Annotated in this window: 14 protein-coding genes; 8 read left to right on the top strand and 6 right to left on the bottom strand. The window is 51.1% G+C overall.

All coding sequences use genetic code 11. The annotated features are described in order from the left end of the window. Positions 1-134: 134 nt before the first annotated feature. On the bottom strand, positions 135-1,298 hold the full coding sequence (gene yqhD / locus KQJ19_RS14485) for an alcohol dehydrogenase (protein WP_003838168.1): 1,164 nt from the start codon (positions 1,296-1,298) through the stop codon (positions 135-137). A 194-nt stretch (positions 1,299-1,492) separates the two neighbouring features. Between yqhD and KQJ19_RS14490 the strand changes: the two genes are divergently transcribed. Next, entirely contained in the window at positions 1,493-2,392 is a 900-nt protein-coding gene (locus KQJ19_RS14490) for an AraC family transcriptional regulator (RefSeq protein WP_029139662.1), read from the top strand. Positions 2,393-2,469: 77 nt separating this feature from the next. Here the strand turns inward: KQJ19_RS14490 and yghB are convergent, their stop codons facing one another. Further along, positions 2,470-3,129, bottom strand: a complete 660-nt coding sequence (gene yghB, locus KQJ19_RS14495; protein ID WP_016154504.1) for a DedA family general envelope maintenance protein YghB — start codon at positions 3,127-3,129, stop codon at positions 2,470-2,472. A 131-nt stretch (positions 3,130-3,260) separates the two neighbouring features. Further along, on the bottom strand, positions 3,261-4,448 hold the full coding sequence (gene metC, locus KQJ19_RS14500) for a cystathionine beta-lyase (protein WP_016157474.1): 1,188 nt from the start codon (positions 4,446-4,448) through the stop codon (positions 3,261-3,263). 250 nt (positions 4,449-4,698) lie between these two features. Here metC and exbB point away from each other — a divergent pair, with 250 nt between their 5' ends. Together exbB and exbD are read left to right on the top strand one after the other, a co-directional pair. Then, positions 4,699-5,433 carry a tol-pal system-associated acyl-CoA thioesterase gene (gene exbB / locus KQJ19_RS14505; RefSeq protein WP_016154502.1) on the top strand — a complete coding sequence of 245 codons (735 nt, stop codon included), beginning with the start codon at positions 4,699-4,701 and terminating at the stop codon, positions 5,431-5,433. 6 nt (positions 5,434-5,439) lie between these two features. Further along, positions 5,440-5,865: a TonB system transport protein ExbD gene (gene exbD, locus KQJ19_RS14510; protein ID WP_016154501.1), complete on the top strand. Its 426-nt coding sequence runs from the start codon at positions 5,440-5,442 to the stop codon at positions 5,863-5,865. 71 nt (positions 5,866-5,936) lie between these two features. On the opposite strand, the gene KQJ19_RS14515 is transcribed toward exbD, so the two are convergent. Together KQJ19_RS14515 and KQJ19_RS14520 are read right to left on the bottom strand one after the other, a co-directional pair. Further along, positions 5,937-6,344 (bottom strand): hypothetical protein, encoded by a 408-nt coding sequence (locus tag KQJ19_RS14515; protein ID WP_016154500.1) that lies wholly within the window; start codon positions 6,342-6,344, stop codon positions 5,937-5,939. Between the two features lies 1 nt (position 6,345). After that, the gene (locus KQJ19_RS14520) at positions 6,346-6,750 is read right to left on the bottom strand and encodes a hypothetical protein (protein WP_080859494.1); all 405 of its coding nucleotides are present in this window, start codon (positions 6,748-6,750) and stop codon (positions 6,346-6,348) included. Between the two features lie 104 nt (positions 6,751-6,854). Here KQJ19_RS14520 and KQJ19_RS14525 point away from each other — a divergent pair, with 104 nt between their 5' ends. Further along, positions 6,855-7,358, top strand: coding sequence for an RNA helicase (locus tag KQJ19_RS14525; RefSeq protein ID WP_216403796.1), 504 nt, complete (start codon positions 6,855-6,857; stop codon positions 7,356-7,358). 68 nt (positions 7,359-7,426) lie between these two features. On the opposite strand, the gene KQJ19_RS14530 is transcribed toward KQJ19_RS14525, so the two are convergent. After that, positions 7,427-8,467: an aldo/keto reductase gene (locus KQJ19_RS14530; protein WP_016154497.1), complete on the bottom strand. Its 1,041-nt coding sequence runs from the start codon at positions 8,465-8,467 to the stop codon at positions 7,427-7,429. Positions 8,468-8,622: 155 nt separating this feature from the next. Here KQJ19_RS14530 and yghX point away from each other — a divergent pair, with 155 nt between their 5' ends. From yghX to hybO, 4 genes are all read left to right on the top strand, one after another. Continuing rightward, positions 8,623-9,510 (top strand): YghX family hydrolase, encoded by an 888-nt coding sequence (gene yghX / locus KQJ19_RS14535; RefSeq protein WP_047499231.1) that lies wholly within the window; start codon positions 8,623-8,625, stop codon positions 9,508-9,510. Between the two features lie 214 nt (positions 9,511-9,724). Beyond that, positions 9,725-11,365 (top strand): methyl-accepting chemotaxis protein, encoded by a 1,641-nt coding sequence (locus tag KQJ19_RS14540; RefSeq protein ID WP_137367414.1) that lies wholly within the window; start codon positions 9,725-9,727, stop codon positions 11,363-11,365. A gap of 85 nt (positions 11,366-11,450) precedes the next feature. Then, the gene (locus tag KQJ19_RS14545) at positions 11,451-11,738 is read left to right on the top strand and encodes a DUF2623 family protein (protein WP_016154494.1); all 288 of its coding nucleotides are present in this window, start codon (positions 11,451-11,453) and stop codon (positions 11,736-11,738) included. A 189-nt stretch (positions 11,739-11,927) separates the two neighbouring features. After that, positions 11,928-13,046, top strand: coding sequence for a hydrogenase 2 small subunit (gene hybO, locus KQJ19_RS14550; protein ID WP_016154493.1), 1,119 nt, complete (start codon positions 11,928-11,930; stop codon positions 13,044-13,046). The last annotated feature ends 1 nt before the right edge of the window (position 13,047 follow it).

Raw genomic sequence — 13,047 nt, forward strand, 5'->3', positions numbered from 1 at the left:
CGGCAGGTTTGTCGTTTCACCCCCAGTCACTGACTTATGTAAGCTCCTGGGGATTCTCTCCTTTGCCGCCTTTATGCAACTCGAAATATTTAGAATATAAATACCCAAAAATGAAAGGCGGAGGTGAAAAAAACTTAGCGGGCAGCTTCGTAAATCCGACGGCTGACCTCGAGCGTAATGTCCTGATGTTCGCCCAGTTTCGTACCGCCGTGCGCTTGCAGTTTTTCCAGTAGCGCTGGGATGGAGCTACCGTCCAGGCCGTAGTCAGACAGACGAGTCGGTACGCCCATTTGTTCGAAGAAAGCGCGGGTTGCGGCAATAGCGGCGTCGATGCGTTGGTCATCGGAACCTTCGGTGATATTCCAGATACGCTCTGCGTATTGCAGCAGTTTGGCACGTTTGGTATCGCGTTTTTCATTCCACAGCGCTGGCAGAACGATAGCCAATGTTTGAGCATGATCCAGACCGTGCATTGCGGTCAGTTCGTGGCCCAGCATATGCGTTGCCCAGTCCTGTGGCACGCCTGCGCCAATCAGGCCGTTCAGCGCCTGGGTTGCCGCCCACATAACGTTCGCACGCACGTTGTAATTTTCCGGCTCCTGCAATGCTTTCGGGCCTTCTTCTACCAGCGTAAGCAGAATACCTTCAGCAAAGCGATCCTGAATTTTCCCGTCTACCGGATAAGTCACATACTGCTCAACGGTATGTACGAAGGCATCTACGACGCCGTTCGCAACCTGACGCGGCGGCAGGGTATAGGTGTAAACCGGATCCAGCACGGCAAATACCGGCTGCACAAATGGGGTCATAAAGGCCAGCTTATCGCCGGTGGTTTTACGCGAAATGACCGCGCCGGAGTTAGATTCAGAGCCGGTTGCTGGCAGGGTTAATACGGAGCCCATCGGGATAGCGCTTGTTACGTCGTTGCCGTGGGTTTCCAGAATGCGCCATGGATCGATGCCGTCAGCGTATTGTGCCGCAGCCGCGATGAATTTGGTGCCATCCAGCACCGAACCGCCGCCTACCGCCAGCAGGAACGTCACTTTCTCATCACGCACGATTTTTACCGCGTTCATCAGCGTTTCATAAGACGGGTTCGGCTCAATACCGCCAAACTCCAGCACGTCCAGGCCTTTCAGCGCATCCTGAACCTGTGCCAGGACACCGGTTTTTTTCACGCTACCGCCGCCATAGGTAACCAATACGCGAGCATCCTGAGGGATTTGATCGCGCAGCTCAGCAATCGCACCTTTACCAAACAGAATGCGGGTTGGGGTATGGAGATTAAAGTTGTTCATTGCTCGTTCCCTTATGTGGGTAAAAAAAGAGGGCAGGAGAGTGTCTGCCGGATGATGAACATTGTGGTCGTCAGCCGCGCTGCTCTCAATGCTCATTTCTGCCGATGTCTTGCCCATTTCTACAGACTGCTGGAGAAAACGGATAAATCTGCGCATTATGTCATGGTTGCAAACCGATGATGAAATGGTGCTCTATGAACCGTGATGAGATCTGCCTCCTGCTGACAGATAAAATTAAGCAGCTGAAAAACAATGAAAATAAACTCAGCGAACTGCTGCCAGATGTCCGCCTGCTGCACGGCACTGAGCCGGCAGCGCGTACACCGGTAATGTATCAGCCAGGAATCATATTTCTCTTTTCGGGACATAAAATTGGTTATATCAATGAACGTGTATTTCGTTATGACGCCAACGAATACCTGTTGCTAACCGTACCGTTACCCTTTGAATGTGAAACGTATGCAACGCCGGAGGTTCCCCTGGCCGGTATCTACCTGAATGTCGATATTCTGCAATTGCAGGAGCTGTTGATGGACATTGGGGAAGATGAGCTGTTCCAGCCCGCCATGGCGGCCAGCGGGATCAACTCCGCGACGCTTTCTGACGAAATACTGTGCGCCGCTGAGCGCCTGCTGGATGTGATGGAGCGACCGCTGGATGCGCGTATTCTGGGGAAACAGATTATTCGCGAGATCCTCTACCATGTGCTGACCGGGCCGCGCGGCGGCGCATTACTGGCGCTGGTCAGTCGCCAGACGCATTTCAGTTTGATAAGCCGGGTGCTGAAGCGCATTGAAACCAAATACACCGAAAATCTCAATGTCGAACAACTGGCGGCAGAAGCGAACATGAGCGTGTCGGCGTTTCATCATAATTTTAAAGCGGTGACCAGCACGTCGCCGCTGCAATACCTGAAGAGCTATCGTCTGCATAAAGCACGGATGATGATGATCCACGACGGGATGAAGGCCAGTGCGGCTGCCATGCGCGTCGGCTATGAGAGCGCATCGCAATTCAGTCGGGAATTCAAACGTTTCTTTGGCGTAACGCCGGGGGAGGATGCGGCCAGAATTCGAATGATGCAGGGGAGTTAAACTTGCTCAGCGCTGGCCTGATAAGCGAAACGTCATCAGGCGAAAATGCCGGGGGAACCCCGGCCTACGGTTAATACTCAGGCGCTACAGTATTTTTTTTTAATCACGACAAACAGGGTACCCAACAGACCCGCGGTTAACAGGGCAATCGGCAGGATCATTAAAAAGGTCATCACCTGATCTTCATGGCGTTTGACGAACGGGATCATGCTCAGCGCATAGCCAAAGCCGGTGACGACGGTGACCCACAGCAGACCGCTCAGCCAGTTAAAAAACTGGAACCGACGGTTTGGCAGGCCCGAAATTCCCGCCATTGTTGGCAGCAAGGTACGAACGAATGCCAGGAAACGCCCAGCCAGCAGTGCCATCAGCCCGTGTTGGTCAAACATGCAGGTAGCGCGCTGATGATATTTATCAGGTAATTGCGCCAGCCAGCCTTTTACCGTCCGCGTGTTGCCCAGCCAGCGTCCCTGAATGTAGCTCAGCCAGCAACCCAGACTGGCTGCGGCAGTCAGAATAGCTATGGTAGGTATAAAACTCATCACGTCCTGAGCGATCAGCGCCCCTGCCAGCAATAACAGGCTGTCTCCCGGTAAAAAGGAGGCAGGCAGCAGGCCATTTTCTAAAAACAGTGTGGCGAACATTACGAAGTACACCACGCTCACAACGTGCGGATCCGCCAACGCGGCAAAATCGTGTTGCCAAAGCGCGGAGACAATATCTTGAATGACTACCATGGACTTTCCTGTGGAACAGCGTTTATGTGTGGATTGTACTCCTGAATTGTCCGGGATGCCTTGATCCCGGACGCAACAATTGCAGACTTTTCCACCAGAAGTGTCTGCATATATGTCCATCTATGGCAATTTTACTCGATTCGGGCAAATCCTGCGGCCAAATCGGCAATCAGATCGTCAACATTCTCTAAACCGATATGCAAACGGATGAGCGTTCCGCTGAAGTCCACCTCGCCTTGCGGACGGATTGCCGCAATGTGTTCCGGCTGATTAGCGAGAATCAGCGACTCAAAACCGCCCCAGGAGTAGGCCATGCTGAACAGGCTGAAGTGGTCCAGATACGCGGCCAGCTCTTCATGATTTAGTTTCTTATTCAATACAAATGAGAACAGACCGCTGCTGCCGGTGAAATCACGCTTCCAGAATTCGTGGCCTTTACTGCCGGGCAGCGCGGGGTGGTTCACGCGGGCGACCTGCGGATGGCTGGCCAGCCACTCGGCGACCTTTAAGCTGCTTTCATGATGTTGGCGCAGGCGAACGCTTAGCGTACGCAGTCCGCGGCTGGTCATATAGGCGGTATCGGCGTCCAGCATTTGCCCCATCAGATAGGCATTTTCGCGCAGTTGATCCCAGCAACGGGCATTAGCTACCGCAGTGCCGACCATGGCGTCGGAATGGCCAATCAGATATTTGGTGCCAGCCTGAATAGAAATGTCGATGCCAAAATCCAGTGCTTTGAACAGCACCCCGGCAGCCCAGGTGTTATCAATTATGATGATCGCATCCGGCGCAACGCTTCTGACGGCGGCAACAATAGCAGGAACATCATGTACTTCCATGGTGACAGAGCCGGGAGATTCCAGAAATACGACTTTAGTGTTCGGCTGTATGTGCTTCACAATATCGGCACCAACCAGCGGATCGAACCATCCGGTGGACACGCCGAGTTTGCCGAGAATTTTGGTGCAGAAATCCTGGCTGGGTTCATAGGCGGTGTTGGTCATCAGCACATGATCCCCTTGTTCCACAAAGGCGAGGATGGTGTTGGCAACGGCCGCCGCGCCGCAGGGGAACAACGCGCAACCCGCGCCGCCTTCCAGTTCACACATTGCCTCCTGCAGGGAAAAATGCGTCAAGGTTCCGCGACGGCCATAGAAAAGCGCACCGTTAGCACGGTTGTGTGTAGCCTGCTTTTTGGCCTCTACGGTGTCAAACACTAGCGAAGAAGCGCGCTGGATCACGCTATTTACCGCGCCCAGCGTGTACTTTTTACTGCGTCCTGCGTGAACGAGTTTGGTTTCAAGTTGCTTATCTGCCATGTCGTCTTACCTGTTTTTATACGTCTGGATGTCTAAACTACCATGAATCAAAGATGACGCATCCTGCAGAACGGTCATACAGTAGAAAATAATCTCAAAATGCTTCTGGTGACTTTTTTACTGCGTAAGCGCAAGGAAAAGAAACCAAAGGTGCGGCAATATGTAAATAGTAATGAGAACGACTATCAATTCGACGTCGTTTTGATATCATTACGCTCAGATTTTGTGATTTGCGTCCTGGAGATACAGAGTGGGTAATAATTTGATGCAGACGGATCTTTCCGTCTGGGGTATGTATCAGCACGCCGATATCGTGGTTAAGTGCGTGATGATTGGGCTGATTTTGGCATCAGTGGTCACCTGGGCTATCTTCTTTAGTAAGAGCCTTGAGTTCTTTACTCAGAAACGCCGCCTTAAGCGTGAACAGCAACTGCTGGCGGACGCCCGCTCTTTAGACCAGGCAAATGAGATTGCTGCAGGATTTGATGGCAAAAGCCTGGGCGCACAGTTGATTTACGAAGCGCAGAACGAACTGGAATTGTCAGAAGGCAGCGACGACAACGAAGGTATTAAAGAGCGTACCGGCTTCCGTCTGGAGCGTCGTGTGGCGGCGGTAGGTCGTCATATGGGACGTGGTAACGGCTACCTGGCCACCATCGGGGCTATCTCTCCATTTGTGGGTCTGTTCGGTACTGTATGGGGCATCATGAATAGCTTCATCGGGATTGCACAAACCCAAACGACCAACCTGGCCGTTGTTGCGCCGGGTATCGCAGAAGCTCTGTTAGCGACGGCGATCGGTCTGGTCGCGGCAATTCCTGCGGTCGTTATCTACAACATTTTCGCACGTCAGATTGGCAGCTATAAAGCGATGCTGGGCGATGTCGCGGCACAGGTATTGTTGCTGCAAAGTCGCGATCTGGACCTGAACGCTAGCGCTTCTGCCCATCCGGTACGTGCTGCGCAGAAATTACGTGTAGGATAATGTTCCATGGCAATGAGCTTTAATGAAAACCTGGACGATAACGGTGAAATGCATGAAATCAACGTGACGCCGTTTATCGATGTTATGTTGGTTTTATTGATCATCTTTATGGTGGCCGCACCGTTGGCAACGGTGGATGTGAAGGTGAATCTCCCGGCTTCCACCAGTACGCCGCAGCCGCGTCCGGAAAAACCGGTTTACCTGTCTGTTAAAGCCGATAAGAGTATGTTTATTGGCAACAATCAGGTGACGGATGACACCATGATTAGCGAATTAAATACGCTGACCGATGGGAAGAAAGACACCACGATTTTCTTCCGTGCGGATAAAACCGTCGATTATGAAACCATGATGAAAGTTATGGATACGCTGCATCAGGCGGGTTTCCTGAAGATTGGTCTGGTCGGTGAAGAGACCGTGAAAGCGAAGTAATCCTGATTGCCGGGTAATGGTTGTTGCCTTACCCGGCCTTCCTCTCCTGATTTAACTCTCCCCACACGCCCTTATCTGTCCTCATCCAGTGCGACTGCCGTTATCCTGGTGGGTTCGTAGTTCCCTTCAGACAGTTTACGCGTCAGGCGTAAGGTGGCTGTTTCTCGCTTGAGTATATGCTGGTATGTGCTCTCCAGCCGGGCCATGATTTTGTCCCGTAGTTCTGGTTGCTGCTCCATAATGGCTTCAATCGCGGCGCCATAGATCTCTTCTTTAGCCTGCAGCGCATAAATTTCGCGACGATTTTGCCATTTCATCCGCACCAGCGCGGCGGGAATAGAGACCATCTCCTGGGCAACGCTTTCCAACGTCGCATTTTTATTGGCAATCAATACGGCCAAATTTTGCTTTAAGACAAACTCATCGCTTTTATGGTCATCTAAAGCCAAATAAACATTATTATCCTCAACATCTTTCATTTTATTTCTCTTCCAGAGAATAAAAAATAGGATCGCTGGTCTCACGCGTAATTAAATTAAGCCAAATTTTATTGCCCTGTTCATTTACGCTGGCTGTTTTTGTAGATAAAATTTTACTTAATTCTTGAGCGTTAATGTCGCCTTCCGCTTGTAGTGAATTGAGCAGGCGAGTGAAGGACTCAATTTTTGCGGCACGAAACAGGCGCTCTTTTAAATGGCGATCGCACTCTTCAAATAACATATTGCGCGCCTGGCCGTTAGCGGTAGAGCTAATCAAAATATCGGGTTCGTAATCGCTTAATGTTCTCTTTCCCTGAGTCAAATTTTCACTATTATCTGCGGGACGGGTATTAGTAGATGAGCTGGATAAGTGAAAACGCGAGGGAACAAGATGCTCGGGAAGCATGTTGAAATATCCTTTGATGCCAATGATATGTTGTTTTAAATAAACCAGGCTGCGTTGACAATAGCATGGCGTAATTTTAAAATCAAAAAAAATGGAGCCAGTATATGAACAGTATATTTTATTCTGTTATTACCCTGCTATTGCTTACCTGCGGGGTACTTTTGTTGATGCGCAGTGCAAATAAAAACCGATATGCAGAAAATGGGCACTCTGAAAACCAGCCGGAAATGCTGAGTAAAGAAGAGGGGGAAGATCATTTTTCGGTACTGATGAATTCGATTACACCAGTATGGTATTGGCGCGTTAATCACGAATATATCGATTTTATCCACTCCACGATCAAGCGGATGACAATGGTGGAGCTAAATGAGACGCCAGGGCTATTTGATGCACAGCGGCGTTGTAGCGATCTCAACTCTGCGGTGTATAAATATTACGACAATATAAAAAAGCGCTGTCTGAGCGGTGAGAAAGTCCCGCATGCCGATCTGGATGTGCTTAACTTACGCCAGTGCTTCAGGGAGTTCAGTCTGGAGGCTTATCCTGCGCTTGTCGCGCTGGTGTGGCCGGAATTTCAACGTCCAGGGATCAAAGCGGAAGAGGTGTGAAGGGATTGGCTGGCCCTGTTACGTGCCGGGGAGGCTAACGCCGCTTCCCGGCACAGAGTTACAAACGGCTATTTGTCAGATGAGGCCTGCCACAGGTTCAGTTTACCATCCGCGACATGCTTATCGATCTGTGCCAGTTCTTCGGCGCTGAACGTCAGGTTAGCCAACGCCTGAACGTTCTCCTCCAGTTGCTCCGGTCGGCTGGCGCCAATTAATACCGACGTCACCCGATTGTCTTTCAGCAGCCAGCTTAAGGCCATTTGCGCCATCGACTGTCCGCGCTGTTGCGCCATTTCATTGAGCAAACGCAGGCTGTTAAGGTTTTCTTCCGTCAGCATATTTTCCGTCAGCCCACGAACTTTTTTCCCTTCACGCTGCATGCGTGAACCTTCCGGAATGCCGTTGAGGTATTTCCCCGTCAGCAGCCCCTGGGCCAGCGGCGTAAATGCGATGCAGCCCATGCCGTTGGATTCCAGCGTATCCAGCAGACCGCTGCTGTCTACCCAACGGTTAAGCAGGTTGTAAGAAGGCTGGTGGATCAGCAGAGGAATTTTCCATTCCCGCATCAGCTCGGCCATTTTCTGCGTACGCTCCGGAGAATAGGATGAGATGCCGACATACAGCGCTTTACCGCTTTGCACCGCATGGGCCAGCGCTGAGGCGGTCTCTTCCATTGGCGTATTTTCGTCAACGCGGTGCGAGTAGAAGATATCGACATAGTCGAGGCCCATGCGTTTCAGGCTCTGGTCGAGGCTGGCGAGCAGGTATTTGCGCGAACCGCCAGAACCGTATGGCCCTGGCCACATGTCATAGCCTGCCTTGGTGGAGATGATCAGTTCATCACGATAGTGTGCAAAATCTTCGCGCAGTAATCGGCCAAAATTCTCTTCTGCGCTGCCCGGAGGCGGCCCGTAGTTATTGGCTAAATCAAAATGCGTGATGCCTAAATCAAATGCTTTACGCAGCAGAGCGCGCTGTGAATCCAGCGCCTGAACGTGCCCAAAACTGTGCCACAAACCCAGCGATAGCGCGGGTAAACGTAAACCGCTGCGCCCACAGTAGCGATAGAGCATCTGCTCGTAACGTTCAGGATTGGCAAACCAGTCCATGAGATCTCCTTAGTGCAGGTGAATTTCGAAACAACGTTTCTATTCTAGCGGGTTCATGGTGAATATCCCGTTCACCAGGTCACACTGGAATGAAAAACTGGGCAAAAACAGACCACTGTGCTTTGCTTAAAAAAACATCGATCCGGAGTGCTGCCATGCCGCGTCTAACTGCCAAAGACTTTCCGCAAGAATTGCTCGACTACTATGACTATTACGCTCATGGCAAAATAACGAAACGCGAGTTTCTCAATCTTGCTGCGAAATATGCAGTCGGTGGTATGACGGCGCTGGCATTATTCAATGTATTGAAACCCAATTATGCTCTCGCAACGCAGGTGGAGTTCACCGATCCTGATATCCTGGCGGAATACATGACTTATCCTTCACCTGAAGGGCATGGTGATGTGCGTGGGTATCTGGTTAAACCTGCGAAAGCGACGGGGAAAGTTCCGGCGGTAGTGGTGGTGCATGAGAATCGTGGGCTGAATCCGTATATTGAGGATGTGGCACGGCGGGTGGCGAAGGCGGGCTATATTGCACTCGCGCCTGATGGATTAAGTTCAGTGGGGGGCTATCCTGGCAATGATGATAAGGGTCGGGAGTTGCAGCAGCAGGTTGACCCCGTAAAGCTGATGAACGACTTCTTTGCCGCCATTGAATTTATGCAGCGTTATTCAGGCGCGACGGGAAAGGTGGGTATCACCGGATTTTGCTACGGTGGTGGCGTATCGAATGCCGCAGCCGTTGCTTTTCCTGAACTGGCCTGCGCAGTGCCTTTTTATGGGCGTCAGGTTCCTGCATCAGATGTCCCTAAAATCAAAGCGCCTTTATTACTGCACTATGCGCAATTAGATACCCGAATTAATGAGGGATGGCCTGCCTATGAAGCGGCGCTCAAAGCCAATAAGAAAGTCTATGAGGCATATATCTATCCCGGCGTTAATCATGGTTTTCATAATGACTCGACACCGCGTTATGATAATGCTGCCGCTGATTTGGCCTGGGAGCGTACTCTTGCATGGTTTAACAAATATTTACGATAGAAAACAAGGGATTATTTAATGCTTCAGGTTAATTATCTGAATAATAATGCTAGCTAATTTCATTAGCATTCATGTTGATATAGTGTAAATAATATTGGATGCACTTAAGAAAGTAAAAAAATAAAGAATGCATTATATCTTCTCTGTTGCCTGCCGATAACAAGGATAAGTATCGCCTGATGGCGAATTCCTCATCAACGGCAAGGAAATTATTATGCGTTTGCTGAAAAACTTCACTATTCGTATTGTCATGTTGGCAATACTGGGACTTTTTTGCCTGCTCTGGTCGGGCGTGGGTTTATTCAGTCTTCATTCTTTATCAAAAATATCTGAAGGCAATGATATTGACCGTCATCTTGTCCATCAGATGACGGTGCTCAGTCAGGGAAACGATCAGTATTTTCGCTTCGTAACGCGCTTAAGTCGCGCCATGGATGTCAAAATGAGCGGCGGAACGCCTGATTTTGCACCAGCGCAGCAGTCCCTGGAGAATATGAGCAAAAAACTCCAGGAGATGAAAACGTTGTCTCCGGGGCCTATGGATCCGGACGTTGCCGCGGCGGTACTGACGAAGTGGCAGGCGCTGCTGGATAACGGGGTGATTCCGCAAATGCAACTGGCGCAGCAGGGCACGCTTACGGCCTTTGCGGAGCATGCCAGCACCGTTACGCCAGCGCTGAGCCGTGAATTTGGCGCCAGTGCCGAACGTTTTAACGCCACGGCAGGTGAGCGGCTTGATACCACGCGCGTCATGGTCGATGGCAAAACGTCTATCATCCGGACGCTAATTATTACCGCCGTGATCCTCGGTATTGCTCTCCTGTTCTTCACAGATCGTTACCTCGTCGCCATGATGGTGAAACCCCTGGGACGTATCCGCCAGCAGTTCCAGCAGATTGCTCAGGGCGATCTCAGCCATCCAATCGAAGATTTTGGCCGTAACTGCGTGGGCCAACTGGTGCCGTTATTGTGCGCGATGCAGGACAGCCTGCGCGAAGCCGTCAGTACAATTCGCTCAGGTAGTGACAACATCTGGCGAGGGGCTACGGAAATTTCCACCGGCAATAACGATCTCTCATCGCGTACTGAGGAGCAAGCTGCGGCGCTGGAAGAGACCGCTGCCAGCATGGAGCAACTGACCGCAACGGTAAAACTGAACGCCGAAAACGCGCGTGAAGCCAGCCAGCTTGCCGATACGGCGACAGAGACGGCAGGTAAAGGGAGCAGCCTGGTTTCAGAAGTGGTTGAGACGATGGACGGCATTGCCGCCAGCTCTAAACAGATCGCGGAAATTACGTCTGTTATTAATAGCATTGCCTTCCAGACCAATATTCTGGCGCTGAACGCGGCAGTTGAAGCTGCCAGAGCAGGCGAGCAGGGGCGTGGTTTTGCCGTTGTTGCCGGTGAGGTGCGTAACCTTGCCAGCCGTAGCGCCGGGGCGGCGAAAGAGATTGAGACGCTGATTGGCGAATCGTCGCGTCGCGTCGATCAGGGCGCTCGACTGGTTAAAGAGACGGGATTAACCATGGAGGCGATTCTGCGCGGAGCCACCGAAGTGACCGTTATCATGAAGCAAATTGCTTCTGCCTCAGAAGAACAGAATAAGGGCATTTCGCAGGTGAGCGTGGCGATCACGCAGATGGACAGCGTAACGCAACAGAACGCTGCGCTGGTAGAGCAAGTTTCCGCCGCGGCTGTGGCGCTTGAACGGCAAACGGAAGAGCTACAACGCTCGGTACAACAGTTCCGTCTTTCAGCAAACGATGTGCAGTACGCCGCCGCCAGTACCGCTTCCCCTTCAGCAGACAGCAAAACGTCTGTGGCCGCTAAAAAGGATGAATGGGTGTCCTTTTAAGCGGACATAAAAAAGTACGTGATACCTCTGGTCTTTGCTTAAAAAATCGCTATATAATTTATTATATAGCGATTGGAGGTTATGCATGGACAACCATTTTGGAAAAGGCTTGATGGCCGGATTAAACGCGTCAAGTGCGGATAGCGCACGCACGGCGGCCAATTTTTGTGCTGATTATAAACGCGGTTTTGTGCTGGGATTTTCTCATCGAATGTTTGAAAAGACGGGCGATCGACAGCTCAGCGCGTGGGAAGCGGGGATCCTCACGCGTCGCTATGGTCTGGATAAAGAGATGGTTATGGATTTCTTTAAAGAGAACCAGTCCAGTACAACAATTCGTTTTTTCATGGCTGGCTATCGTCTCGAAGCTTGATCCGAAAGGGGTATTATCTTGCTTTAATTAATTACACTATTGACCTACGCCTTCGTTTTGTTGCTCCGCCGAAGTATTATAATGCACATAACCATATAAAAAGTGTGGTAAATGGCGCGCCGATCGCAATATGCAACATGCGAAAGGTGCAAAATAAAAGCCAGGTCTTCGCAACGGAATAACTATAAAATGACTGGAGATAACTCTCTCATCAATTCGAACGGCATCAATCGCCGTGATTTCATGAAGCTTTGTGCAGCACTGGCCGCTACCATGGGGCTCAGTAGCAAAGCCGCCGCAGAAATGGCCGAATCAGTTTCTCGTCCTCAGCGTCCACCGGTTATCTGGATTGGTGCGCAGGAGTGTACGGGTTGTACTGAATCGCTACTTCGCGCGACACACCCTACAGTGGAAAACCTCGTTCTGGAGACAATCTCTCTGGAATACCATGAGGTACTCTCTGCCGCCTTCGGCCACCAGGTCGAAGAGAATAAACATAACGCTCTGGAGAAGTACAAAGGGCAATATGTTTTGGTTGTAGATGGTTCTATCCCACTGAAAGACAATGGTATTTACTGCATGGTTGCCGGTGAGCCGATCGTAGATCACATCCGCCGGGCCGCAGAAGGCGCTGCCGCTATCATTGCCATCGGCTCTTGTGCCGCGTGGGGTGGTGTTGCTGCTGCTGGCGTTAACCCAACGGGGGCCGTCGGCTTGCAGGAAGTTCTGCCAGGCAAAACCATCATCAACATCCCCGGCTGTCCTCCGAACCCGCACAACTTCCTTGCAACGGTCGCGCATATCATCACTTACGGTAAGCCGCCGAAGCTGGATACCAAAAACCGTCCGACATTTGCCTATGGTCGTTTGATTCACGAACACTGCGAACGTCGCCCGCACTTCGATGCAGGTCGTTTTGCTAAAGAGTTTGGCGATGAAGGTCACCGTGAAGGCTGGTGCCTCTACCATCTGGGCTGTAAAGGACCAGAAACCTACGGCAACTGCTCAACGCTGCAATTCTGCGATGTTGGCGGCGTGTGGCCGGTGGCTATCGGTCACCCTTGCTACGGCTGTAACGAAGAAGGTGTCGGTTTCCATAAAGGTATTCACCAGCTTGCTCATGTGGAAAACCAAACACCGCGTTCCGAGAAACCTGACGTCAATATGAAAGAAGGCGGCAATATTTCTGCCGGGGCGATTGGGCTGCTTGGTGGCGTAGTAGGACTGGTTGCCGGTGTCAGCGTGATGGCGGTTCGTGAACTGGGGCGTCAGCAGAAGAAAGATAACGCTGACTCACGGGGAGAATAAC

Origin of the sequence: Citrobacter sp. S46_ASV_140, assembly GCF_018919545.1 — a bacterium.
In the GTDB taxonomy this organism is placed as follows: domain Bacteria; phylum Pseudomonadota; class Gammaproteobacteria; order Enterobacterales; family Enterobacteriaceae; genus Citrobacter; species Citrobacter braakii.